Origin of the sequence: Microbacterium murale (assembly GCF_030815955.1) — a bacterium.
Lineage (GTDB): Bacteria > Actinomycetota > Actinomycetes > Actinomycetales > Microbacteriaceae > Microbacterium > Microbacterium murale_A.
This window is the reverse complement of record NZ_JAUSXK010000001.1, coordinates 2,035,022-2,056,768: the sequence shown is the minus strand read 5'-3', so window position 1 is coordinate 2,056,768 and position 21,747 is coordinate 2,035,022. Positions and strand designations below refer to the sequence as shown.

Annotated in this window: 24 protein-coding genes and 1 pseudogene; 10 read left to right on the top strand and 15 right to left on the bottom strand. The window is 65.7% G+C overall.

The window, feature by feature from the left end; translation table 11 throughout:
• Window positions 1–6: 6 nt before the first annotated feature.
• The 4 genes from QFZ46_RS10155 to QFZ46_RS10140 are packed head-to-tail and all read right to left on the bottom strand — an operon-like array spanning window position 7 to window position 3,813.
• The gene (locus QFZ46_RS10155; RefSeq protein WP_307360995.1) at window positions 7–1,038 is read right to left on the bottom strand and encodes a DctP family TRAP transporter solute-binding subunit; all 1,032 of its coding nucleotides are present in this window, start codon (window positions 1,036–1,038) and stop codon (window positions 7–9) included.
• Entirely contained in the window at window positions 1,035–1,997 is a 963-nt protein-coding gene (locus tag QFZ46_RS10150; RefSeq protein ID WP_307360992.1) for a shikimate dehydrogenase, read from the bottom strand. The genes QFZ46_RS10155 and QFZ46_RS10150 overlap by 4 nt, the downstream gene beginning before the upstream one ends.
• Window positions 1,994–3,268 carry a TRAP transporter large permease gene (locus QFZ46_RS10145; protein ID WP_307360989.1) on the bottom strand — a complete coding sequence of 425 codons (1,275 nt, stop codon included), beginning with the start codon at window positions 3,266–3,268 and terminating at the stop codon, window positions 1,994–1,996. The genes QFZ46_RS10150 and QFZ46_RS10145 overlap by 4 nt, the downstream gene beginning before the upstream one ends.
• Window positions 3,265–3,813 carry a TRAP transporter small permease gene (locus tag QFZ46_RS10140; protein ID WP_307360987.1) on the bottom strand — a complete coding sequence of 183 codons (549 nt, stop codon included), beginning with the start codon at window positions 3,811–3,813 and terminating at the stop codon, window positions 3,265–3,267. Before QFZ46_RS10140 ends, QFZ46_RS10145 begins: the two co-directional genes overlap by 4 nt.
• A gap of 111 nt (window positions 3,814–3,924) precedes the next feature.
• Here QFZ46_RS10140 and QFZ46_RS10135 point away from each other — a divergent pair, with 111 nt between their 5' ends.
• Together QFZ46_RS10135 and QFZ46_RS10130 are read left to right on the top strand one after the other, a co-directional pair.
• Window positions 3,925–5,706 carry a bifunctional sugar phosphate isomerase/epimerase/4-hydroxyphenylpyruvate dioxygenase family protein gene (locus QFZ46_RS10135; protein WP_307360984.1) on the top strand — a complete coding sequence of 594 codons (1,782 nt, stop codon included), beginning with the start codon at window positions 3,925–3,927 and terminating at the stop codon, window positions 5,704–5,706.
• A gap of 56 nt (window positions 5,707–5,762) precedes the next feature.
• Window positions 5,763–6,152: a DoxX family protein gene (locus QFZ46_RS10130; RefSeq protein WP_307360982.1), complete on the top strand. Its 390-nt coding sequence runs from the start codon at window positions 5,763–5,765 to the stop codon at window positions 6,150–6,152.
• A gap of 70 nt (window positions 6,153–6,222) precedes the next feature.
• On the opposite strand, the gene QFZ46_RS10125 is transcribed toward QFZ46_RS10130, so the two are convergent.
• The 4 genes from QFZ46_RS10125 to QFZ46_RS10110 all read right to left on the bottom strand — a co-directional run bounded on the left by QFZ46_RS10125 (window position 6,223) and on the right by QFZ46_RS10110 (window position 9,066).
• On the bottom strand, window positions 6,223–7,212 hold the full coding sequence (locus QFZ46_RS10125; protein ID WP_307360978.1) for an SRPBCC family protein: 990 nt from the start codon (window positions 7,210–7,212) through the stop codon (window positions 6,223–6,225).
• Window position 7,213: 1 nt separating this feature from the next.
• On the bottom strand, window positions 7,214–7,594 hold the full coding sequence (locus QFZ46_RS10120) for an ArsR/SmtB family transcription factor (RefSeq protein ID WP_307360975.1): 381 nt from the start codon (window positions 7,592–7,594) through the stop codon (window positions 7,214–7,216).
• Window positions 7,595–7,712: 118 nt separating this feature from the next.
• Window positions 7,713–7,994, bottom strand: a complete 282-nt coding sequence (locus QFZ46_RS10115; RefSeq protein ID WP_307360972.1) for a hypothetical protein — start codon at window positions 7,992–7,994, stop codon at window positions 7,713–7,715.
• Window positions 7,995–8,409: 415 nt separating this feature from the next.
• Window positions 8,410–9,066, bottom strand: coding sequence for a TetR family transcriptional regulator (locus QFZ46_RS10110; protein WP_307360971.1), 657 nt, complete (start codon window positions 9,064–9,066; stop codon window positions 8,410–8,412).
• Window positions 9,067–9,257: 191 nt separating this feature from the next.
• Here QFZ46_RS10110 and QFZ46_RS10105 point away from each other — a divergent pair, with 191 nt between their 5' ends.
• From QFZ46_RS10105 to QFZ46_RS10085, 5 genes and pseudogenes are all read left to right on the top strand, one after another.
• Window positions 9,258–10,682 carry an MDR family MFS transporter gene (locus QFZ46_RS10105; protein ID WP_307360970.1) on the top strand — a complete coding sequence of 475 codons (1,425 nt, stop codon included), beginning with the start codon at window positions 9,258–9,260 and terminating at the stop codon, window positions 10,680–10,682.
• A pseudogene (locus QFZ46_RS10100) lies at window positions 10,679–11,239 on the top strand (alpha/beta hydrolase); the annotation flags it as partial. The gene QFZ46_RS10105 and the pseudogene QFZ46_RS10100, both read left to right, overlap by 4 nt.
• A 49-nt stretch (window positions 11,240–11,288) precedes the next feature.
• Window positions 11,289–11,549, top strand: coding sequence for a hypothetical protein (locus tag QFZ46_RS10095; protein WP_307364715.1), 261 nt, complete (start codon window positions 11,289–11,291; stop codon window positions 11,547–11,549).
• Between the two features lie 258 nt (window positions 11,550–11,807).
• Complete coding sequence (locus QFZ46_RS10090) at window positions 11,808–12,155, top strand: hypothetical protein (RefSeq protein WP_373457673.1); 348 nt, start codon at window positions 11,808–11,810, stop codon at window positions 12,153–12,155.
• A 121-nt stretch (window positions 12,156–12,276) separates the two neighbouring features.
• Window positions 12,277–12,867, top strand: a complete 591-nt coding sequence (locus QFZ46_RS10085) for a dihydrofolate reductase family protein (RefSeq protein WP_307360969.1) — start codon at window positions 12,277–12,279, stop codon at window positions 12,865–12,867.
• Window positions 12,868–12,943: 76 nt separating this feature from the next.
• Here the strand turns inward: QFZ46_RS10085 and QFZ46_RS10080 are convergent, their stop codons facing one another.
• Window positions 12,944–13,408 carry a MarR family winged helix-turn-helix transcriptional regulator gene (locus QFZ46_RS10080; protein WP_307360967.1) on the bottom strand — a complete coding sequence of 155 codons (465 nt, stop codon included), beginning with the start codon at window positions 13,406–13,408 and terminating at the stop codon, window positions 12,944–12,946.
• 62 nt (window positions 13,409–13,470) lie between these two features.
• On the opposite strand from QFZ46_RS10080, the gene QFZ46_RS10075 reads away from it, so the two are divergent.
• Window positions 13,471–13,836, top strand: a complete 366-nt coding sequence (locus QFZ46_RS10075) for a VOC family protein (protein ID WP_307360965.1) — start codon at window positions 13,471–13,473, stop codon at window positions 13,834–13,836.
• Here the strand turns inward: QFZ46_RS10075 and QFZ46_RS10070 are convergent.
• Genes QFZ46_RS10070 through QFZ46_RS10050 form a run of 5 tightly spaced genes read right to left on the bottom strand, consistent with a single transcriptional unit; the run spans window position 13,821 to window position 18,566 of the window.
• Window positions 13,821–14,756 (bottom strand): ROK family protein, encoded by a 936-nt coding sequence (locus QFZ46_RS10070; protein WP_307360962.1) that lies wholly within the window; start codon window positions 14,754–14,756, stop codon window positions 13,821–13,823. The genes QFZ46_RS10075 and QFZ46_RS10070 overlap by 16 nt on opposite strands.
• Window positions 14,753–15,457 carry an N-acetylmannosamine-6-phosphate 2-epimerase gene (locus QFZ46_RS10065; RefSeq protein ID WP_307360961.1) on the bottom strand — a complete coding sequence of 235 codons (705 nt, stop codon included), beginning with the start codon at window positions 15,455–15,457 and terminating at the stop codon, window positions 14,753–14,755. The genes QFZ46_RS10070 and QFZ46_RS10065 overlap by 4 nt, the downstream gene beginning before the upstream one ends.
• Window positions 15,454–16,314, bottom strand: coding sequence for a carbohydrate ABC transporter permease (locus QFZ46_RS10060; RefSeq protein ID WP_307360959.1), 861 nt, complete (start codon window positions 16,312–16,314; stop codon window positions 15,454–15,456). Before QFZ46_RS10060 ends, QFZ46_RS10065 begins: the two co-directional genes overlap by 4 nt.
• Window positions 16,301–17,269, bottom strand: a complete 969-nt coding sequence (locus QFZ46_RS10055; RefSeq protein ID WP_307360958.1) for a carbohydrate ABC transporter permease — start codon at window positions 17,267–17,269, stop codon at window positions 16,301–16,303. The genes QFZ46_RS10060 and QFZ46_RS10055 overlap by 14 nt, the downstream gene beginning before the upstream one ends.
• Window positions 17,270–17,279: 10 nt before the next feature.
• Entirely contained in the window at window positions 17,280–18,566 is a 1,287-nt protein-coding gene (locus QFZ46_RS10050; RefSeq protein WP_307360956.1) for an ABC transporter substrate-binding protein, read from the bottom strand.
• 124 nt (window positions 18,567–18,690) lie between these two features.
• Between QFZ46_RS10050 and QFZ46_RS10045 the strand changes: the two genes are divergently transcribed.
• Together QFZ46_RS10045 and QFZ46_RS10040 are read left to right on the top strand one after the other, a co-directional pair.
• The gene (locus QFZ46_RS10045; RefSeq protein ID WP_307360954.1) at window positions 18,691–19,407 is read left to right on the top strand and encodes a GntR family transcriptional regulator; all 717 of its coding nucleotides are present in this window, start codon (window positions 18,691–18,693) and stop codon (window positions 19,405–19,407) included.
• Between the two features lie 45 nt (window positions 19,408–19,452).
• The gene (locus QFZ46_RS10040) at window positions 19,453–20,964 is read left to right on the top strand and encodes a DUF4127 family protein (RefSeq protein ID WP_307360953.1); all 1,512 of its coding nucleotides are present in this window, start codon (window positions 19,453–19,455) and stop codon (window positions 20,962–20,964) included.
• 18 nt (window positions 20,965–20,982) lie between these two features.
• On the opposite strand, the gene QFZ46_RS10035 is transcribed toward QFZ46_RS10040, so the two are convergent.
• A complete protein-coding gene (locus QFZ46_RS10035) occupies window positions 20,983–21,729 on the bottom strand; it encodes an SDR family NAD(P)-dependent oxidoreductase (RefSeq protein ID WP_307360952.1) in 747 nt (248 codons plus the stop codon).
• Window positions 21,730–21,747: the final 18 nt, after the last annotated feature.

The following is a 21,747-nucleotide window of genomic DNA, read 5'->3' as shown; positions in this document are numbered from 1 at the left end:
GTCAGCTCACTCCGAGGTCGAGCGGATGGCCTCGTACACGGCGAGCGAGTCGCCGGTGAGGGTGCTGGAGAGGTACTCCTCCGCCTTTTCGCTGAACGCGTCGCGATCGACGTCTTCGATGACCTCCCATTCGCCGCCGGTGCGCCACTCCTCGAGGACCGTCTCCTCGTCTTCGGCGACGCAGCTGGTGACCTCGGCGACCGCCTTCTCCGTCGCGGCGGTCAGGGCGTCCTGCTGCTCATCGCTGAGCTCACCCCAGATCGGCCCCATGATGACGAGGTTGGTGTTCAGCTGGTGCGAGCTCAGGCTGACGTAGTCCTGCACCTCTTTGAGGTTCGTGGCCACGATGTTCGTGATCGGGTTCTCCTGGCCGTCGACCGTGCCCTGCTGCAGGGCGAGGTAGAGCTCCTCGTACGCGACCTCGGTCGCCTCCGCCCCGAGCGCCTTGGCGTTCATGAGGAACTGCGGCGATCCGGGGAATCGCATGCGCAGACCCTCGAGATCCTCCGGGCTCCGGATCGCGGCGTTCGCGGTGAACTGGCGGGCACCGGCCGACCATGCGCCGAGCGTGTGCACGCCTGCTTCCTCTTCGAAGGCCTCGGTGACGGTGTCTGAGGCGTCGCTCGCCATGAACGCGGCGAGGTGGTCGGCGTCATCGAACGCGTAGGCGGCGTCGAGCACGCTGATCGGCTCGTAGACCGCTCCGAGCGCCGATGCGCCCTGGATGTCGATGTCGATGTCGCCGGATGCGACGGAGGCGATGCGGTCGGCGTCGCCACCGAGCTGGCTGGAGGGGAAGATCTCGATCTCCAGGCCCACATCCGCAGCATTCACCTCATCCGCGATGACCTGGGCACCGCAGCGGTGCTGCGGCTGGTCCTCGTTGTAACTGTGGGCGAGCGTGAGCTTCTGAGTGGAGCCGGCGTCCCCGCCGTCGGACGGCGCGTCCGTTCCTCCGCTCGAGCAGGCGACCAGCATCATTGCCGGTGCCGCAGCCAAGGCGAGCCACATCGTTCGCCGAGTGCGTCGTGCATTCATGAGTGTTCTCCTCTTTCTGGTGCTTCTCTTACTGGTGCCGGGGTGGCAGGGGTCGTGCGTGCGGCCTTGGCCGCTTCGGCGGCGACCAGGTCGTCGAGGTCGGCGAGCATGGCCTGGCGGTCGGCGCTCTCTCCGGTGAAGATCTCGAAGGCGTCGGCGGCCTGGTGCATGGCCATGCCGAGCCCCGACATGGTGCGGATGCCGCGGGCGCGAGCCGCCTGCAGCAATGCTGTGTCCGCCGGGCGGTACACGATGTCTGCGACGCGGATGCCGCCGGGCAGCAGCGTCACGTCGAACGGCGTGCCGGGGTGGGCGGCCATGCCGACCGGCGTCGCGTTGACGATCAGGTCGGCGCCGGGGATGAGTGCGGGCAGATCGTCGATGCCGGCCGCGCTGGCCGCTGCTCCGCCGAGCCCCACGATCTGTTCCGCGAGCGCCTCCGCCCGTTCTCGCACCTGATCGATGAGGATGAGTTCGCCGATCGGATACTGCGCCAACGCCGTCGCGACGGCCGAGCCGGCCCCGCCGGTGCCGAACAGTACGACGCGACGCAGCGGCGCGTCGCCGAAGGCGTCTTCCAGAGCGGCCGCGAAGCCTGTCACGTCTGTGTTGTGACCGATGGTTCCGGCATCCGTGAACACGACTGTGTTCACCGCACCGACCGCGCGCGCACTGTCGCTCAGGTCGTCGAGCAACGGGATGATCGCCTGCTTGACAGGGTGCGTGATGTTCATGCCGTTGAATCCGAGGCGACGCGCGGAGGCGAGCAGTGCGCGCAACGACTCGGTCGTGCCCTCATCCGCAGCGAGATCGATCGTGCGATACACGTAGTGCATCCCGTGCCTTGCACCCTCGAACTCGTGCATCGGCGGCGTCAGCGACGGCGTGACGCCCTCGCCGATCAGGCCGATCAGCACGGCCGGACGGCGCGAGACGAGCGCAGCATCGGAGACGGTCACAGGCCCAGCACCCCCGGCAGCCACATCACGGCACTCGGGAACGCGATGATGAGCACGCAGATCACGAGCAACGGGATGATGAACGGCAACGAGCCGCGGAACACTTCACCGATGCGCGTCTTCGACACCGCAGCTGTCACGAACAGCACCGTGCCGACCGGCGGGGTGAGCAGGCCGATCATGAGCGAGAGGATCATGAGCACGCCGAGCACGATCGGATCGACTCCGATCTGGTTGCCGATCGGCAGGATGATCGGCACGGTCAGCACGAGGATCGCGGTCGCGTCGATCACGGTGCCGAGAATGAGCATGAGCACGGCTACGAGGATGAGGAAGACGGTCGGGCTGTCGCTGATCGCGAACACCAGCTCGGTGAGCATCTGCGGCAGGCGCTCCTTGGCGAGGATGTACCCGAGCAGCGACGCCGAGGCGACGATGATCATGATCGAGGCGGTCGTCGTCACGGTCTCGGTGAGTGCCTTGATGAAGCTCTTGATGCTGAGCGAGCGTTGGAGCAGACCCACGATGATGATGTAGACGACGCCGACCGCTGCAGCCTCGGTGGGGGTGAAGAGTCCGCCGAGGATGCCGCCGAGGATGATGATCGGCGCGACGAGCGGCAGGATGACACCCTTCGTCGAGTCGACGAACTCGGCGCGGTCGAACTTGCCCTTCTTGACGTTCGGCATTCGCTTCACGAGCACCCAGACCACGATGCAGAGACCGATGGCCATGAGCAGGGCGGGGATGACGGATGCTGCGAACAGCGCGCCGGTGGAGACGGCGGCTAGTCCGGCGTAGATCACCGCGGGAATGCTCGGCGGCATGACCGGGGCGATGAGAGCGGAGGTCGCGGAGATTCCGGTGGCGAACCGGCGGCCGTAGCCGGCGCGGATCATGGCAGGGATCTGCACCTTGCCGAGGGCCGCGGCATCCGCGACGGCGGATCCGCTCATCCAGGCGAAGCCGACGCTGGTGCCGACCGTCACGTATCCGAGGTTGCCGCGGATGTTGGCGAGCCCGGCCTGCGCGAAACGGAAGAGGCGATCGGCGATGCCGGCGTGGTTGGCGAGTGCACCGAGGAAGATGAACAGCGGCACGGCGAGCAGCGGGAAGCTGCTGGCCGCGTTGGTGACGGTGCGCAGCGCCATGCCGAGCGACTGCCCCTCGACGGCCATGTAGACCAGCGACGGACCGAGGAAGGCGAAGGGCACAGGCACGCGCAGTGCCAGCAGGAGGGCGATCGCGAGGGCGAGGAGAAGAAGAGTCACAGTCCTGCCACCTCGACCTGGTCGTCTTCGATATCAGCGGCTTTCGGCCCGTGAAGGGCGACGTCGCCGGCAGAGATGAGCGCGCGCACTGTCGTGCTGATCGTGCCGATGAACACCGGGACGTAGACCCACGACATCGGGATGCGCAGCACCGGGGACTTCACGATGCCCTGAGTCGAGATGAGCGCCCATGCTTCGAGCGACAGACCGATTGCAGCTGCCGCCACGACCAGCAGCGCGAACACCTGAATGAAGCTCACGGTCATCGGGTTGCGGATCGAGTCGACGAGCTCCAGCGCGATGTGGCCACGGCTCGTGACCAGCAGGCCCATGGCCGCGAAGGTCGCCCACAGCAGCGCGAAGCGGGCGAGTTCGCCGGTCCACGCCAGGCTTTCGAACGGCAGGTAGCGCTGCAGCGCCTGGTAGAAGACCAGGACGAGGATCATCAGCACGGCGACCGCGCCGATGGTGAGCTCGATCACGGTGATGATGCGGGCCACTCGACGCAGGATGCCGGTGGTGGGAGGTTGCTCTAGTGGGGTCACGAGACGCCTTTGTGCTCGGTGGTTCGGGGACTGGAGTTGAATGTACCGGTTAGTACATTGATTGGGCAACACCTCTGGGAAATTAATGTACAAACTGGTACGTTCACTGCCATGCACACCTCAATCGCTTCCGTCTGCCTGTCCGGAGGACTGGTCGACAAACTCCACGCCTGCGCTGAAGCAGGCTTCGACGGTGTCGAGATCATGGATGCCGACCTCATCGCCGCACCCGAGTCTCCCGAGGAGATTCGGGCGCTGTGCGAGCGGCTCGGACTGCGGATCGAGATGTTCCAGCCGTTCCGCGATGCCGAGGGCGTCTCCGACGAGGTGTTCGCGGACACGCTGCGGCGCGCCGAGGCGAAGTTCGAGGTCATGAACCGCCTTGGCACCGACCTGATGCTGGTGTGCAGCAATGTCGGAACAGCCACGATCGACGACGACGACGTGGCCGCGTGTCAGCTGGGCGAGCTTGCGGACAGGGCAGCGGTGCACGGCATCCGCCTGGCATACGAAGCGCTCGCGTGGGGACGCTTCGTGGATGACTATCGGCGCACGTGGTCGATCGTGCAGCGTGCGGATCGGCCGAACCTTGGGATCTGCCTCGACAGCTTCCACATCCTCTCGCGCGGACACGACCCGGCCGGCATCGAGGAGATCCCCGCCGAGAAGATCTTCTTCCTGCAGCTGGCCGACGCTCCCGCGCTCGATATGGATGTGCTGTCGTGGAGCCGCCATCACCGACTGTTCCCCGGCGAGGGGTCGTTCGATCTGGTGGACTTCATGACTCATGTGGTGCGAGCCGGGTACACCGGGCCGTGGTCGCTGGAGGTGTTCAACGACACGTTCCGTCAGACCGATACAGTGCGGACGGCCGCACATGCCCAGCGTTCGCTGGTGTGGCTGGCTGATCGTACGGCGGCCGCGAACGGATGGGATGACGGACGCCTCGGTGCCGCTCAGCCGGTCTCGGCACTCGATTTCGTGGAGGTCGCCGGCGCTGATCTCGCCGAGGTCGACGAACTGCTCGCGCAGTTGGGGTTCGCGTTCGAGGGAAGGCACCGCAGCAAGCCGGTACGCCTGTGGAGTGCGGGTTCCGCACGCGTGATCCTCAACGAGCAGGTGCGCCACGACGAGCCACGCCTGTCGGGAATCGGCCTGCAGGTTCCCGATGCTGAGGCCGCAGTCGATCGCGCGATCGCGCTGGGCTCGCAGAACATATTCCGCAGAACGTATGAAGGCGAGCAGGATCTCCGCGGCGTCGCGGCGCCGGACGGGACGCAGGTGTTCTGGAGCTCTCTGCCGGCCGAGGAGTCATGGCTGCAGGAGTTCGACGGGGGCACCGTTGCCACGGACGGCCTGGTAGGCGAGGTCGATCACATCAACCTCGCGTACGCATGGCAGGACTTCGACGAGGCTGTGCTGTTCATGTCGAGCGCGCTGTCGCTGCGTGCGGAGGCCCCGTCGGACGTGCCCGGTCCTCGTGGCCTGATCCGCAGTCAGGTCATGCGCACTCCGGACGGCATCGTTCGCGTGCCGATCAATCTCGCCCCTCCCACAGCGCAGCCGCCGGCCCGGCACATCGCGGTGCGCACGGATGACGTGTTCGCGGCCGCGCGTCGGGCGAAGGAGCGCGGTATCGATCACCTGCGGATCCCCGTGAACTACTACGACGACCTGTCGGCGCGGTTCGGCCTCTCGGAAGAGCTGCTCTCGTCGCTGCGCGAACTCGATCTGCTGTACGACCGTGATGCAGAGGGCGAGTTCATCCACTTCTACACGCGGACGATCGGCGACGTCTTCTTCGAGGTCGTCGAGCGGCGCGGCGAGTACGACGGATACGGCGGCGCGAACGCGCCGATCCGACTGGCGGCGCAGCGGGCGATGGGGCACTGATCCGAGTCGTTGTCGCCCCCCTCGCCTGCGCTTCCGCACGCGCGTAGTGTCTTGGCATGGCTTCCCCCGCACGCACCACCGCTCGCATCCTGCTCGGCTCGTTCCTCGTGTTCGCCGGCGTCTCGCATCTGACTTTCGGCCGTCGCGAGTTCCAGGCACAGGTTCCGGAGTTCGTGCCACTCGATCCTGACACCACGGTCGTGGCATCCGGCGCGGTCGAGATCGGGCTGGGAACGGCGCTCCTGTTCGCGCGGCGTCGACGCGGTCTGGTCGGAGTCATCACGGCGCTGTTCTTCATCGCTGTGTTTCCCGGCAACGTGTCGCAGTGGACGCATCACCGCGACGGATTCGGGCTCGATACCGAGATCAAACGCTTCGTGCGGCTGTTCTTCCAGCCGGTCCTCGTCTGGCTGGCGTGGTGGTCGACTCGCCGTTCGCGGTCGTGAATCCTCAAGCCTGACGCCGTTCGGCCCCGAATCAAGTGGATCCGGGGCCGAACGGGTGACTGTTGAGGAGTTATGAACGCGTCGGGCTGAGCACCTCGCGCTCGAGGCGTGCGTACGACTCCTCCATGCCTTCGGCCATGCCGGTGGCGAGGATCATGTCGCGCGTCTCCTTGTCGGGGTACTCGATGAGCAGTGTGACGAGGGTGACTCCGTCTTCCTCGTAGAGGTTGAGGTCGTTGAGCGTTTCGGGACCCTCTGTGCCCTGCATCCGCTCGGTCGACACGGCCCGACGTGGAGCGTCGACCAGCACGACCTCGCCCTCGAAGCCGAATGCCTCGCCCTCGGTGTCGCCGACGGGCGCCCACGAGGTGCGGTGCTTCTCACCGGGAGCCGTGGCGACGACGCATTCGGTCATCTCCCACCCGTCGGGGCCGAGCATCCACTGCCGCATGAGTTCTTCCTCGTTATAGGCGCGCCAGACGAGCTCACGAGGACCGTCCACCAGGCGGGTGATCCGCACATGGGTGTCGTCGAGCAGCTCGACGCGGGTGCCCTTGCCCTGCGCGTAGTCGCGCAGGTCTTGCAGCACGGCATCCAACTGGTTCATCGCCATGCGCGAGCCCTCGGCCGCACCCATCGCCACGACCTGCTCGAGCGCCTCGGGCGAATCGAAGTGGCTGGTGTTGACCATTCGACTGCCATCACTCGTCGACTCGAAGGAGAACGTCATCCGCATCGAGGGAAAGCCGTCGAGCGGGTTGTCCTCGGCGTCGACGAAGGCGTCGATGACCTCGAAGCCGCGAGGTTCATCGATCTTCAGGAACTCCCAGGAGCCGCCCGACCGCTCGCCCTGCGGGCTGGTCATGTAGTAAAGCGCCTTGCCGCCGACCGTGAAATCGAACTCGCTGAAGGTGGACGGCCATCCGGGAGGACCCCAGAAGCGCTCGAGCTGGGTGGGGTCGGTGAACGCGTGCCAGAGCCGCTCGATCGGAGCAGCGAAGTCGGCGGCGACGGTCATCGTGCGGTCTTCAGCATTGGTGCTGATGTCGGTGACAGGCATTTCAATTCCCTCTCTTCGGTGAATTCGTCGGTGAATCTTGATGTGGGGCTTCGGATGACAGGAGGTCGTCGAGGCGGGAGATGCGCGCCCGCCACAGCTCTTCGTAACGGGCGAGCAGCGCCCGAGCGCGCGCGATCATCTCAGGATTCGCGCGGACGAGCCGCTCGCGTCCCTCGGCGCGTTTGATGATGAGGCCCGCGGCCTCAAGGACGGCGACGTGCTTCTGCACCGCGGCGAACGACATGTCGTAGTCGCCCGCGAGGGCCGACACGGACTGCTCTTCGTTGATCGTGCGGCGCAGGATATCGCGTCGGGTCGCCGTCGCCAGTGCGTGGAACACACGGTCGGTCTCCGTTTCGCTGAGTTCTCTTTGTGCAACCATTTGGTTGTACGTTACGACGAAGCGGATGCCGTGTCAAGAGGATTCTTGTCGGGAACGCGTTGAGGTGACACAAACCCGCTTTAGGTGACACAAGCCCTCGTTGCGGTGACACCGTGTGTCACGAAACGCCGATAGCCTCCCGCCGGAGCGACCAAGCGGTCAGATCATCAGTGTGGATGCAGGAGCGATCGGTTCCACGGGTCCACCTGGCGTCTGACGTGTAGATCGCGTTCGAGAGGTGGACACGGTGCGGCCGGTAGAAATCGCCAAGCAGATCACGCAGCGTCGCTTTTCCGCGCACACCGAGTTGCACTGGATCCCACGCGTCAGCGAGCACACCACGCGCGCGCGATCGCTCCGGCAGGAGCACGAGGTCGTCCGATCCGATCTCGGCGACCACGATTGGACGGTGCTCGACCCGATGATGGTCCGTTCATCGAAGGGTGTACGACATCGGTCCACGCCGGCGATGTACTACTGGCAGCACACTCGTTCCCATATTTGGTGCGAGTCTCAAAGCGAACGCTGGGAAGTGCTGTGGCTGGATTACGGCGGTCAAGTTGAGCGACTATGGGCGCAGCCCTTGGCTGTGGCATTCGGACATGGCTCGCGATTGTTCGGGCATTGGCATGTCCCCGACTTCCTCGCCCAGTTCGCCGACGGCACTTATGGCCCGTTCGACGTTCGACCCGCCGAGCGCATCGACGATGACACCCGCGTGCAGTCCGACGAAACCGCTGCGGTGTCTGCACCAGGCTCGGTAGCGCTATCGAGGACTCCCCGGCCACGGTGGCGTCGGGATGACCCATCCACGCTTACTGAGCTTCCGGCTGCCTCGCGGTGACGCTGCGGATGGCGTCCTGACTCTCGCGGAAGTGCTCCACCAGTCGCGCTGATCCGGTCTCGGCGGCTCGCACCCACTGGTCGGTGGCGAGCCGCATGGTCGCCGAGAGCACCATGACGGCTGCGGACGCGTGTAGAGGATCTGTTGCGCCAGATTGTGAGAGAGCTGCCACCAGGCGTCCGTTTCGTGAGGATTCCTCGCGAAGACTGGCGGCAACAAGGGCCGGCTCGCCGTCGACGACGCGGCGCATGCGCACTGTGCGCGCGCGGTGCAGCGGCACTTCTTCGATGCGCGCCATGATCACTTCAACGCTCCGCTCGAGGGCAGCGAGCACGTCTTCGCCGGGTTGCAGCCGCGCGATCGCTTGGAGGATATCCTCCTCGGCACGTTCTTCGTCGAGGAGGAGAGCATCCTCCTTGCTTGCGCAGTACCGGAAGAAGGTTCGCGGCGACACTCCAGCTTCTCGGGCGATCTGATCCACGGTGGTCCCTGCGAACCCTTGGCTCTCGAACAACTGCAGCGCCGCGTCACGGATATCGCGCGCAGTGCGCCGGTGGCGACGCTCTCGAAGCCCTGCACCCCGCGCTGGTTCCGCGAGCGTTTCCGCGGGAAGGTCCACATCTGCCATGAAGCCACCATCTCACAATCGACCTAAAGTGGCATCATCAGACAAACTGGCATACAGTGCCATTACGGCAGGTTATGCCGACATGAGGCGGGAGCGTAATGGTGATGACGACGGTGGGCGCAGACAGCGTGGCCGAACAAGGGGCCACTCCGGGCGCCAGTCGGGGAACAGGGTCGATCATCGTTCTCTTGATGTGTGCCTCGTTCGTGGTGGTGTTGAACGAGACCATCATGGGTGTGGCGCTGCCTACGCTGATGAAAGAGTTGGATATCGCTGCCAGCGCCGCCCAGTGGCTCACGACGGCATTCCTGCTCACGAGCGCCGTTGTGGTGCCCACCACTGGGTTCCTGCTCCGCAGGTACACCCTGCGTGCACTTTTCATTACTGCGATGTCGCTCTTCACTGTCGGCACCGCGATCGCGGCTGTCTCTCCGGAACTTGGCGCCCTCGTGTCGCCGAGTGGCGGATCGCACGTGTTCACGGTGCTCCTCGTAGCGCGGGTGATTCAGGCCTCTGGCTCCGCGATCCTGTTGCCGCTGCTGATGACGACGGTGCTCGCCGCGGTTCCCGCGGAGCGACGTGGAAGCCTCATGGGGCTCGTGTCGATCGTCATGTCCGTGGCTCCGGCAATCGGCCCGACCCTTTCTGGACTCATCCTCGCGACGTTCGACTGGCGATTCCTGTTCGTCTTCGTCCTGCCGGTCTCGATCGGCGCGCTCGTTCTCGGGGCGGTGCGTGTGCGAAACCTCACACCCACGGAACCCGCGCGGCTCGACGTACTCTCTGTCGTGTTGTCCGCGTTGGCTTTCGGTGGTCTCATCTACGGCTTGTCCAGCCTGGGTCAGGTGGCGGAAGGCACTGAGGTCATACCGGTCTGGATCCCGCTCGCCGGTGGCGTCCTCGCCCTGGGAAGTTTTGTGTGGCGCCAGATCGCTCTACGCAACACCGAGCGAGTCCTGCTCGATCTGCGCGTCTTCTGCCTGCCCTCATTCACCGTCTCGATCGTGCTGATCGTGGCCGTCATGACCGCGCTCTTCGGCGCTCTGATCATCCTCCCGCTGTACCTCCAACAGGTGCTCGAGATGGACACCTTCACGACTGGACTCGTGATGTTGCCCGGCGGCATTCTGATGGGGGCGCTCGCGCCCATCGTCGGCCGACTGTACGACCGGTTCGGGCAGCAACCGCTGGTCCTGCCCGGCGTCATTACACTCAGCGGCGCGCTGTGGTGGATGACGACGCTCGATGCGTCCGCATCCATTCCTCTCGTCGTCGCAATGCACTGTGTCCTCGGTATCGGATTTGCTTTCGCGTTCACACCATTGGTGACGGCGGGACTCGGCGATCTGCCTGTCCATCTCTACAGTCATGGCACAGCCCTCCTCTCCACCCTGCAGAAGGTCGCTGGCGCCACGGGCACCGCACTATTCATCGCCGTCATGACCATGGGATCGAGCGCCGCTACCCCCGGCGCCAATGCGGGGGCGATCGTCGAGGCCGGCACTCACGCAGCCTTCACCGCCGGAGCGCTGCTGTCCCTGGCCAGCGTCGCCATCGCAAGCCTCGCGACACTCACACATTGGCGCCGCCAATCCAAAGAAAGGAAGATCGCATGAGCGAGATACTGCACGGCTGCTTGCCGGACACGGAGTACTTCGAGATCACCGCACAGTCAGGACACCGCTACGGTGTCTGGGTCACCACACCCCCCGGCTACGCAGACTCCACAGAACCCCTGCCGCTGATCTACGTGGTGGACGGCAACTGGGCGGTGGGCCTCACCGCGCCCCTCATCGTCACCCAGGCAGACCCCTTCCTGACGATCGCCCCCTACATCCAAGTCACCATCGGATACACCGGCGAAGAGGCCGCAGGCTGGGCGCAGCTTCGCAACCGCGACCTGGTCCCTCCGGGAGAGCCCGTCAGCGACGAGCTGGTGGACACGCTGAGAGCGGCCCGCGAGACGGGGGCGATGACACAGGAGGAAGCGGACGCTTACCTCGCGAACTTGGCTGACACTCGCGCGGATGCCTTCCTCGACTTCTTGACCGCCGAACTCCACCCTCACCTCCAAGCACAGTTCCGTGTCAGCGAGTCCGGGCACGGCCTCTTCGGATACTCCTATGGAGGGCTTTTCGCGCTGTACGCATGGCTACGAAACGCGGCTCCGTTCTCCACCTTCGGCGCCGGCACCCCCCGGCATCGAGAGCGCGGACAGCCAGATGTTCACGCTCGCCGAAAACCTCCCCGCCCCCAGCACCGACTCGGCAGGCCCGCGGTTGCACGTCACATTGAACGAGCTCGAACTTCTCGGGGAGATGCCGGTCTATCGACGAATCGCGCGCAACGTGCTCTCGCTCGTGGAAGACCTCCACAGCAAGGGACGCTCGCAGGACGTGTCGAGCGCGCTACTGCACGAAACACACGTCACCGGGCTGCAAGCCTCATTCCTGAGCTACTTGAAGACCTGCCATACGCGCTAGGCGCACCTGAGCAGCGTCGGAGGTATCGGTCCGTGGTCGTTGGCGACGCTAGGCAGGCAAGGGAGTGCAGGCCACGGTCACCTGCACTCCCTTCCGCTTTCGCCGAGATACCCGCCACGCGGCCCATAGCTGATCGTCCGATGACGGCGAAAACCCGACTCGAGCGGCACGCCCCACGTAGCGTCCGCGCCCCCAGCGGCCAGCCTCCCCTGAACCGTCGCCGCGGCACTGATCGAGCATCCGAGCGTCGACGTGTTCATGCTCGGCGGTCGCCTCTTCAAGCACTCCGCCGTGGCGAGCGGCGCTGCTGCAGTCGAGGCCGCGGAGCGCATCTCCGCCGACGTCTTCTTTCTCGGGGTTACCGGAATCCATCCCGAGAGCGGGCTGACCACCGGCGACCCGGACGAGGCGGCCATGAAGCGCGTCTTGGCCTCGCGCGCCGCCGAGACGTACGTCCTGGGATCGTCCGAGAAGATCGGGGCGGCCTCACCTTACGGCGTGATCGGATTCGAGGACGCTGCCGGGGTCATCACCGACGCCGACCCGCAGACTGATGTCATGCGCCGCTTGGGTGCCCACCTGCGCATCATCGATGCGCGTGGATGACGCGGACCGTCCTGCTGCAACTCCGGGGTTGCGTTATAACTGATGCAACCTTAGGGTTGCACCTGTGCGGTCATGAACCATCGGCCGCCGCGACACCGACACCACCTTCCGGAGGTCTGACATGGGGCGAATAGTCGTCGTGAACTTCAGCAGCATCGACGGCGTCATCCAGTCGCCGCTGTCATCCGACGAGGACAGGGATGGCGGCTTTGATCACGGCGGCTGGGTGCCGCCCCTCAGCGACGACGTGGTCGACGACTTCATGCAAGACGCGACGGTTCGCGCGGCCGGGATGCTGCTGGGGCGCCGCTCTTACGAGACCCTTCGCGCCGCGTGGGCCGGGGCCGATGAATCCGTTCCGGCCATCGCCGCCATGAATCGGATGCCCAAGTACGTCGTGACTTCCTCGCCCCTCGAATCTCCGTGGCAGAACTCCCACATCGTCGACGGAGGTCTTCCCGGTGGCGTCGGCGAGCTCATGGCGCGCAACGACGGCGATCTCGTCGTCTTCGGCAGCGGAACTCTGGTCCGGTCTCTTGCGGCACATGACCTCGTCGACGAATATCGCATCCTGATCTTCCCCCTCGTCATCGGAGCGGGGAAACGGATGTTCGATCACGAAAGCCGGACGACTCAGTTTCGTCTCAGCGACAGCATCATCTCCCCGAGTGGCGTCGTCATCCTCACCTACGCCCGCGCTCGAGCACTCTGACGCCGCTGGTCACCAGAGTGAGGCGTGGCCCAGCGTGACGTCTATAGGCAGCCGCCAGCATCCAGAAAGATCGAGATCAAACCCTCGGGGACGATGAAGGCCTGCCGCCCTCCAGCGCATCGACGCAGCTCTTCAGGTGCGTACGGAGCTGGTCCTGCGCATCCTTCGCGAGCCCGCTCAACATCGCATCCTCCACCCGCTTGACCGCAGCACTCGCGCCGGCGAGCTGCTCTCGGCCACGGTCTGTGAGCTCCGTCGGAAGCGTGCGCCCCGTTGCCGCACTCGCCGGCCGAGAGACGACACCCTCCTTCTCGAGCCGCTGAAGCAGCACGTTCATCGACTGGCGCGTCACGAAGGTTCCGCGGGCGAGCTCGGAGTTCGACAAGCCGGGGCGCTGCGCGAGCAGCTCGAGGCACGAATAGTGAGTGATCGTCATGCCGAGCGGTCGCAACGCGTCCTCCATGGCGAGGCGAAGGGCACTGGATGCTTCTTTGAGGAGGTAGCCCAGCGAGCTGTCCAGCTGGATGACGGATTGACCCATGTCAGTAGTCTGACATACGGTGATCGATGTCAGAAAACTGACATAGATCGATAGGAGACATCATGCCCATCACCGGCCCCGACTTCATCTCACTTCAGGTCAGCGACCTCGAACGCTCCGCCGCGTTCTACGAGCAGCACCTCGGACTGTCGAGGCAGCCCGGGCCACCGCACGCCGTGGTGTTCAACACCCAGCCGGTCGCCTTCGCGGTGCGTGAGGCGACCCCCGACGTCGACCTCTCGTTGCTCGCGCAGCCCGGCGCCGGAATCGCACTCTGGATGCACGCGACCGACGCGCAGCAGTTGCACGATGCGCTCGTGGCCGCCGACGTGACCATCACCGCGGCGCCCATCGACGGGCCGTTCGGCCGGACGTTCACGTTCGCGGATCCCGACGGGTACCGTGTGACGGTTCACGACAAGGTGTGAGCCAGGATCGCTGCGCCTGTGAGCGTGGCGTTCACCGCGAGCCCGGCCGGCACGATGCGGGCACGCGCAGGTCCTGGCATCGCCGCCGCGCGGTAACTCGACTCGACGGCGGCCAGGTACCGCTCACCGATCTCGGCGACGCCCCCACCGATCACGATCGTGTCGACGTCCAGCAGTGCATTGGCCGAGGCGAGTGCTCGGCCGAGGAATCGCGCACCCTCCGCGATCACCTCGATCGCGACCGGGTCGCCCCCAGTCGCGAGGCGAGCGATCTCGCGAAGACCAGCACGCGTTCCGACCCGTTCCAGGTACGTCTGCTCCATCGCCGGCCCCGACGCGACGGCTTCGACGTGCGCATGTCCACCGCACGGACATCGCCGCGCCGCCGACGACTCCGGCATCGCGACCTCCATGTGCCCCAACGATCCGGCGGTGCCCGTCGCCCCACGGTGCAGCCCGTCGGCGAATATCGCGGCCCCGCCGATCCCCGTTCCGACGGCGACCATCAGGATGCTGTCGCTCCCCGCGCCTGCACCGATCCGCGCCTCCGCGACTGCGGCGGCATGCACGTCATTCACGACCGCGACCCGCACATCCGCACCACGACCGGAGCTCGCAGCATCCGCCAGCGCCGCGCGCAGCGGGAAGCCGACCCATCCGGCGATGGCATCCGTCGCCGAGGAGATGCTGCCATCGCTGCCGACCACGCCCGCCGTTCCGATACCCATCGCGGTGATCTGCGACGCATCCGACAGGCTGGCGATGAGCTCGGACACTGCCCGCACGACCGCCACGCCGCCGGCAGCGGAGGGCGTGGCCGCAGTGCGCACGTCGGTCGACATCTTCAGGCCGGCGGAATCATCGGCCACGAACCCTGCGGCGGCGATCTTCGTACCCCCGATGTCGACGCCGATGATCATGCGCGCGCGCCGGATGCGAGGTCGACGAAACGCCTCGTGATCGCGATGGGGTCGGTGATCGCGCCGCCGACGACGACGGCGAGCACGCCGGCATCGAACGCAGCGGCGACCTGGGACGGCGTCCGATAGCGGCCCTCCGCCATAGTGGGAATGCCGGCTGCGACGAGTTCAGCGACCAGCCGCAGATCCGGATCATCGATCGAACCCGCCCCCACCGCTCGCCTCGACTCCGGGGTGTATCCCGAGAGTGTCGTGCCGACGACCGAAGCGCCGTTCTCCCACGCCAGAACCCCCTCTTCGAAGGTCGAGACGTCAGCCATCACCGGCCGCCGCGTCGCATCCGCGATCTCACGCAGCATGTCGAACCGCGCACCGAGCTGCTCGACCGTCGCATCAACGGCGATGATGTCGGCCCCGGCTTCGGCCAGACCGACCGCGAGGCCGATCTCAGGCGTGATGACGTTGCGGATCCCGTTATGCACCTTGTGCAGGCCGATGATCGGCAGCTCAGTGACCGGCCGGAGACGCCGAACGTCGTCCGGGCCATTCAGTCGCAGCCCGTGCGCACCACCGAGCAGCGCCGACTCGGCGAGCGCGGCGATGACCTCCACATTGCGCACGGGTGTTCCGTCATCCGCCTGCACGGAGACGACGAGGCCGCCGGTGAGCGCCTCCAGGGCGGCGGGAAGGTGATGCGTCATTTCAATGCTCCTGCGGTCGCGCCGCCGATGAAGAACTTCTGCCCGATGAGGAAGATGACGACCGCAGGGAGGGTGAACAGCACGCACGCCGCCATCAGCGGTCCCCACGCGACGTCATTCTCACCGAAGAAGGCGTACAGCCCCAGCGACAGCGTATAAGTGGACTCGTCGTTCAGATAGATGAGGGGGTTGAGGAAGTCGGTCCACGCCCAGACGAACTGGAAGATCGCTGCCGTGATGATCGCCGGGCGGGCCAGCGGCAGCACGATGGTCGCGTAGGTGCGGAACTCGGATGCGCCATCCAACCGCGCAGCCTCGATCAACTCGTCCGGCACCGCGAGAAGGAACTGCCGGATCATGAAGATGAAGAACGGTGTGCCGAGGAACGCGGGAACGATCAGTGGCAGGTACGAGTTCGTCGCTCCGAGTCCGTTCCAGACGAGGAACAGCGGAATCAGCGTCACCTGCGGCGGCAGCATCATCGTCGCCAGGACGAGGATGAGCAGTGGCCGTGACCCGCGCCAGCGCACCTTCGCCAGTGCGTACGCGACCAGCGGGCACGAGATGACCGTGCCCAGGATGCACATCCCCGAGACGAACAGGGTGTTGCCGAGGTATCGCCAGATCGGGATCTGGTCGAAGGCCTTCGCGAAGTTGTCGAGCGTCCATTCGGCCGGAAGCAGGGTCGGCGGCGAGGAGAAGATGTCGGTCGGGGTCTTGAACGCCGTGGACAGCATCACCAGCAGCGGGAACAGGAACACCAGCGCGAGCAGCGCGACCGAGATCTGCTGCCTGACCCGCCGAGTGAGATGCCGACGCCGGCGAGGCGTGCGTGAGGTCGTCTCAATCACTGCCATCGTGCACCCACTTCTTCGAGGTCGCGAGCACGATGAGGCTCACGGCCAACGTCACGAGGAACAGGGTCCAGGCCATCGCCGAGGCGTATCCCATCTTCAGGAAGACGAACGCGTTCTGGTACAGGTACATCGCATACGAGAGCATCGACTGACCTGGACCGGAGCTGGCCTGGTTGAGCCGCTCCTGCGCCATGATGTACGGCTGAGCGAAGATCTGCAGGAAACCAATGATGCTCACGATGACCTGGAACAGGGTGACGGGAGAGACTGTCGGCCAGGTGACGTTCGTGAATCGACGCCAGATCCCGGCGCCGTCGAGTTCGGCCGCCTCGTACAGCTCCTTCGGCACCTCCTGCAGGGCAGCGAGGTAGATGATCATCGTTCCGCCCACAGTCCACAGCGACAGGAAGATGATCGACGGCTTGGTGAAGTCGGGGTTCTGCAGCCATGCCGGTCCTTCGATCCCGAACCACGACAGGAAGAAGTTGACGAACCCGTACTCCGCGTTCAGCATCCAGCGCCACAGATAGCCACCGACCACGACCGGCACGATCGACGGCAGATAGACGAGCGCACGGTACAGCGGCTGCCCGCGAACCGGAGTGTTGAGCAGGTGCGCGCCCGCCAGAGCGATCCCGATCGACAGCGGCACGCCGAAGACCGTCAAGACAGCGGTGTTCGCGAGGGACTTCCAGAAGACGCCGTCGTTGAACATCTGCACGTAGTTGTCGAGACCGACCCACTCCGGGGACTGGAACAGGTTGAAGTCGGTGAAGCTGTAATACGCGGATGCTGCGATCGGATAGGCGAACAGGAACAGGAATCCGACGATGAACGGCGCCGCGAATGCGAGACCGATGAGGGTCGACCGCCGCCGACGGGGCCGGCGACCGCCGCCGGATCCGGCAGGACGCGCGCCCTGCCGGATCCGGCTCGAAGCTGTGGTGACGGTCATGGTGCGAACGTCACTTCTGCGAGTAGTTCGCCATGCGCGATTCGACCGTGGCGATGGCATCCTCCGGCGTCGAAGTCAGCCTGACGACCTCGTCGAACGCCGTCTTCAGGTCAGCCGCGTACTCGGCGCTGTACGGCGCGCTCGCGAGCGACTGCGCGTTGGGAGAGGTGGCCGCCTCCGCCCAGACTCCGAAGTTCTCCAGGTCGGCATACGCGTCGCTGCCTGTGAGCGACACACGAGCGGGCAGGTTGCCGAGCGCGAGGCTGAACTTCTCCATCGGCTCCTCGCTGACGAGGTAGGCCAGGAATTCCGCGGCCTCATCCTTGTGCTTCGAGTTCGCCGGGATGAACAGCGTGCTGGCGGTCACCTGAGTGCTGTTCTCCAGATCGGGAGATGCAGCAGGAATCGCGGTGACACCCCAGTCGAGCTCAGGTGCGACCTTGCCTGCGCTCGCCGCACGCCATTCGCCGTCGATGATCATCGCGACCTTGCCGCTGAAGAACGGATCCTGGGCCGAGAGATACTCGCCCTGACCCGAGACGAAGGTCGAGAGGGCATCCGCACCGACGGGCTCGACGATGTTCTCCTGGTACCAATCCAGCGCCTCGAGGTTGCCGGCATCCGCGGGAGTCGGGCCGTCTTCGCCGTCCCATGCGCCGCCGAATGCGAAGCCCAGCGTGGTGAGCGTTGTGCTGTCATTGGCGGAACCGAGTCCGAGCTGCGTGATCTTGCCCGAGTCGACGACAGTGAGCTTCTGCGCCGCTGCGGCGAGCTCGTCCATCGTGGTGGGCGGCGTGATGCCCGCCTCGTCGAGGAGAGTCTTGTTGTAGAGCAGTTGGAAGCTGTGGATGGCGATGGGAAGCGCATACGTCGTGCCGTCGTAGCTCATCTGGTCCATCGCGCTGGGAATGAAGTCGTCGACGTCGATGCCCTCTGCCGCGATCGCCCCGTCCAGGGGAGCGAGAACGCCCTTCGACGCCCACGCACCGACGTTGTTGCCGAAGTTGTCCGAGATGTCGAACGAACCGCTCGATGACGACATCGAGGTGAGCTGCTTCTGCTGATCCGGGCTGGAGACGCCCTTCACGACGATCTCGTCCTGGCTCTCATTGAAGTCGGCGATGATCTGCTCCAGCGCCTCCGCTTCGGCTCCGCCCCACAGGTACGAGAACGTGATCTCGGTCTTGCCATCGGCGCCTGTTCCACCTCCCGCGCATCCGGCGAGCCCGGCGACGGTCGCCGCCGTCAGGGCTCCTGCAATGAGAACCCGCCGTGTCTTGTGCTGCTGCAACTGCATCGAAGAACTCCGCTCATCTATGAGATCCCGCGATTGGTGTAGTCCAATTACAGGTGTTGATCACAGAGATTGACACACAACCCTGCTTGTCGTCAAGATTGGGTTAGTCCAAAGGGAGGGCGCAATGACTTCAGCCGAAGCTGCCTCGAAGCACGAGCGCGTGCGGATGCACGTCGAGCAGATGATCACTCAGGGACTTTCACCCCACGAGAAGCTGCCGACCGAGCGTGACCTCGCCGAGACGCTGGAGGTGAATCGCCAGACCGTGCGACGCGCGCTCGACGACCTCGAACGCGAGGGCGCCGTGTACCGGATGCAGGGCGCGGGCACCTTCGTCAGCGCGGCGCGGATCAGCAAGAGTTTCGAGCTGACGTCGTTCTCCGAAGACATGCGCGCGCGCAACATGCGCCCCGGCTCGAAATCGGTCGAGGTGGGCGTCGAGGCTGCGGGTCAGACAACGGGTTATGCACTCAATCTCAGCCCTCGAGATGACGTGGTGCGCGTACGCCGTGTGCGCACGGGCGATGACATCCCGATCTGCCTGGAGGCGTCCTCGTTCGCGGCAGGCTCGGTCCCCGGGCTGGAGGACGGGATCATCGGAGACTCGCTCTACGACGATCTGCGCAGCCGATTCGGACTCGTCGCCGTGCGCGCCGACCAGGAGATCCACGCGATCGTCCTCGACGAAGCGCAGGCTGCCGCACTGGACACACCGCCGTTCTCGCCCGCGTTCCTGGTGAAGCGCACGACCTACGACGCCCGCAGCCGACCGATCGAGTATGCCGAGTCCGTCTACCGCGGCGACCGCTACTCGTACCAGCTCTCGATCTCCCGCCCTTGACATCCATCCCCCTGACTTCCATCCCCTGTGAAAGGCCTCCCGAACGTGTCAGAGCAGACTTCCCCCGCACGCCAGCGCATCGCGCTGCTCCCCCTGGACGACCGGCCGGTGAACGTACTCCTTCCCGGTGACGTCGCCAGGATCGCCGGCATGACGCTCGATGTGCCGCCGGCAGAGATCCTTCCGTCGTACCGCACGGCCGGCGACGCGGATGCGCTCGGAGCCTGGTTGCTGGAGCGGGCGGCGGACCCCGCGACCGTCCACATCCTGGTGTCGGTCGACATGCTGCTTTACGGCGGCCTGATCGCGAGCAGGACCAACGCCGATACGACCCGCACAGTGCTGGCACGTCTCGACACCCTCCGCGAGGTGCATCGCCTGCGACCCGAACTGCCGATCTCCGCGGTTTCGCTCGTGACCCGCGCGAGCAACTCGAACTCGGCCACAGAAGAACCGCTGTACTGGAACGACTACGGCATGCAGTTGCACGCGCTCGGCGGCGACGCGCACCGGCTGCTCGGCGAGGTGGAGGTGCTGCCGTTGGACGAGTTGACGCCGGTGCCGGCCGATGTCGTCTCGGACTACTCCACGCGTCGCCTGCGCAATCACATCGCGAATCTCGAAACGCTCGATCTGGTCGAGGACGGCACACTCGACTTCCTCGCGATCACGGCGGATGACACCGCGCCGTTCGCTGCCGGCAGCGCCGAGCAAGTGTGGCTGCGCCATTGGATGCGGATGCTGCCCACCGGCCGGGAGGTGCTGATGTACCCCGGCGCAGACGAGGTCGGCGCCATCCTGGTCGCGCGGGCGTTGGCGACGAACGCCCGCGTCACGGCATCCTTCGCCGTGGCGTGTGCGGACCCGGAAGGCCTCACGCGCATCCCGCCTTACGAGAACATGCCGCTCTCCGCATCGGCGAGCCGTCAGATCCGCGCCGCCGGCGCGGTCGAGGTGACCGAGGGCGCCGACGTGACACTGGTGCTGCATGCGCCGGATCCCGATCGCCACGACATGTTCCGCGGGCGTCCGGATGCCGTCGACGAGGATGCCGTGCGCGCCACCGTCGAACTCGTGCGTGCGCGCGTGGACGCCGGAGAGCGGGTGGCGCTCGCAGATGTGCGTTACCCGAACGGTTCGGATGAGGCGCTGGGACGTGCACTCGCCGACGCGGACTTGTTGGAGAAGCTGGACGCCTACGGCGGTTGGAACACCGCGGGCAACACTCTGGGCAGCGTCGTGGCGCTTGCGGTGGCCGGCGTCGTCGGGCGGGCGAGCGGGACCTACGACGAGGAAGCAGCACGGATCGCGCTGCTCACCCGTCTACTGGACGACTTCGCATACCAGGCCGTGGTGCGCGTCGATACCGGCCCGTCGGTGTTCCCCGATCGGTTCCCGATGTCGGATGCAACGCTCGTGGCAGAGGCCGAACGGGTGATCCGTGCCGAGCTCACGACGTTCCTCGAATCCATGCTCCCCGCTGATGGTGCGCGCATCACGGAGCTGACGCTGCCCTGGCGACGCTCTTTCGAGATCGGGATCACGCTGGAGCGGTGACTCGCCGCCAGGCTCCGGTCACAGCAGTACACCACCGGATACCTCGATGCGCTCACCCGTTGCCCAGCGGAACTCGCGGGACACCAGAGCAGAGATCGCATCCGCGATCTCGTCCGGGTCGCCCACTCGCCCGAGTGCGGTTTGCCCCGACAGCGCCGAGCGCATGGCTTCGCTATCGCGCATGGCTCCGCCGTTGAAGTCGGTAGCGGTCGGCCCGGGGGCGATCGAGTTGACCCGGATTCCCCGCGGGCCCAGTTCAAGGGCGAGGCTCCGGGTAAGTGCTTCAAGCGCCTTCTTCGATGCCGCATAGACGGAGGTCGCCGGGCTGACGTGTCGACTGAGCGAACTCGACACGTTCACGATGCTTGCGCCGTCCGACAGGTGGGGTAGGAAGGCCTGCGTGACGAAAAGCGGACCCCGGACGTTGACAGCGAAGGTGGCATCGAAATCTTCTGCCGTGATGGCGCCGAGCGGCGCGAACAGCCCCACCCCGGCGTTGTTGACCAGCACGTCGATGGCGCTGGCGTTCCACTCCTGCTCGATGCCGGCCAGCACCGCGATGCGAGCTGCGTCGATGGACGGAAGGTCTGCGACATCCAGCGGGACCGCTATGGCTTCGCCGCCCGATCCGACGATCTCGTCCACGACCTCGCTCGCACCACTCCGTGAGGCGGCGACGACTTTGATCATGTTCCGAGCCAAAGCGAGCGCGGTGGCTCGTCCGAGTCCGCGGTTGGCCCCGGTCACGAGAGCAATGCGTGTCATGTCGCCTCCAGTAAGTAA

Bases quoted from the DNA above. Each gene is read 5' to 3' on its own strand.
- QFZ46_RS10055 (WP_307360958.1), bottom strand. From the start codon at position 17,269: ATGACCGTCACCACAGCTTCGAGCCGGATCCGGCAGGGCGCGCGTCCT.
- QFZ46_RS10085 (WP_307360969.1), top strand. From the start codon at position 12,277: ATGGGGCGAATAGTCGTCGTGAACTTCAGCAGCATCGACGGCGTCATC.
- QFZ46_RS10045 (WP_307360954.1), top strand. From the start codon at position 18,691: ATGACTTCAGCCGAAGCTGCCTCGAAGCACGAGCGCGTGCGGATGCAC.
- QFZ46_RS10080 (WP_307360967.1), bottom strand. From the start codon at position 13,408: ATGGGTCAATCCGTCATCCAGCTGGACAGCTCGCTGGGCTACCTCCTC.
- QFZ46_RS10125 (WP_307360978.1), bottom strand. From the start codon at position 7,212: ATGCCTGTCACCGACATCAGCACCAATGCTGAAGACCGCACGATGACC.
- QFZ46_RS10090 (WP_373457673.1), top strand. From the start codon at position 11,808: ATGCTCGGCGGTCGCCTCTTCAAGCACTCCGCCGTGGCGAGCGGCGCT.
- QFZ46_RS10120 (WP_307360975.1), bottom strand. From the start codon at position 7,594: ATGGTTGCACAAAGAGAACTCAGCGAAACGGAGACCGACCGTGTGTTC.
- QFZ46_RS10065 (WP_307360961.1), bottom strand. From the start codon at position 15,457: ATGACGCATCACCTTCCCGCCGCCCTGGAGGCGCTCACCGGCGGCCTC.
- QFZ46_RS10095 (WP_307364715.1), top strand. From the start codon at position 11,289: ATGTTCACGCTCGCCGAAAACCTCCCCGCCCCCAGCACCGACTCGGCA.
- QFZ46_RS10105 (WP_307360970.1), top strand. From the start codon at position 9,258: ATGTGTGCCTCGTTCGTGGTGGTGTTGAACGAGACCATCATGGGTGTG.
- QFZ46_RS10070 (WP_307360962.1), bottom strand. From the start codon at position 14,756: ATGATCATCGGCGTCGACATCGGGGGTACGAAGATCGCCGCCGCAGGG.
- QFZ46_RS10155 (WP_307360995.1), bottom strand. From the start codon at position 1,038: ATGAATGCACGACGCACTCGGCGAACGATGTGGCTCGCCTTGGCTGCG.
- QFZ46_RS10135 (WP_307360984.1), top strand. From the start codon at position 3,925: ATGCACACCTCAATCGCTTCCGTCTGCCTGTCCGGAGGACTGGTCGAC.
- QFZ46_RS10130 (WP_307360982.1), top strand. From the start codon at position 5,763: ATGGCTTCCCCCGCACGCACCACCGCTCGCATCCTGCTCGGCTCGTTC.
- QFZ46_RS10035 (WP_307360952.1), bottom strand. From the start codon at position 21,729: ATGACACGCATTGCTCTCGTGACCGGGGCCAACCGCGGACTCGGACGA.
- QFZ46_RS10060 (WP_307360959.1), bottom strand. From the start codon at position 16,314: ATGGCAGTGATTGAGACGACCTCACGCACGCCTCGCCGGCGTCGGCAT.
- QFZ46_RS10050 (WP_307360956.1), bottom strand. From the start codon at position 18,566: ATGCAGTTGCAGCAGCACAAGACACGGCGGGTTCTCATTGCAGGAGCC.
- QFZ46_RS10110 (WP_307360971.1), bottom strand. From the start codon at position 9,066: ATGGCAGATGTGGACCTTCCCGCGGAAACGCTCGCGGAACCAGCGCGG.
- QFZ46_RS10075 (WP_307360965.1), top strand. From the start codon at position 13,471: ATGCCCATCACCGGCCCCGACTTCATCTCACTTCAGGTCAGCGACCTC.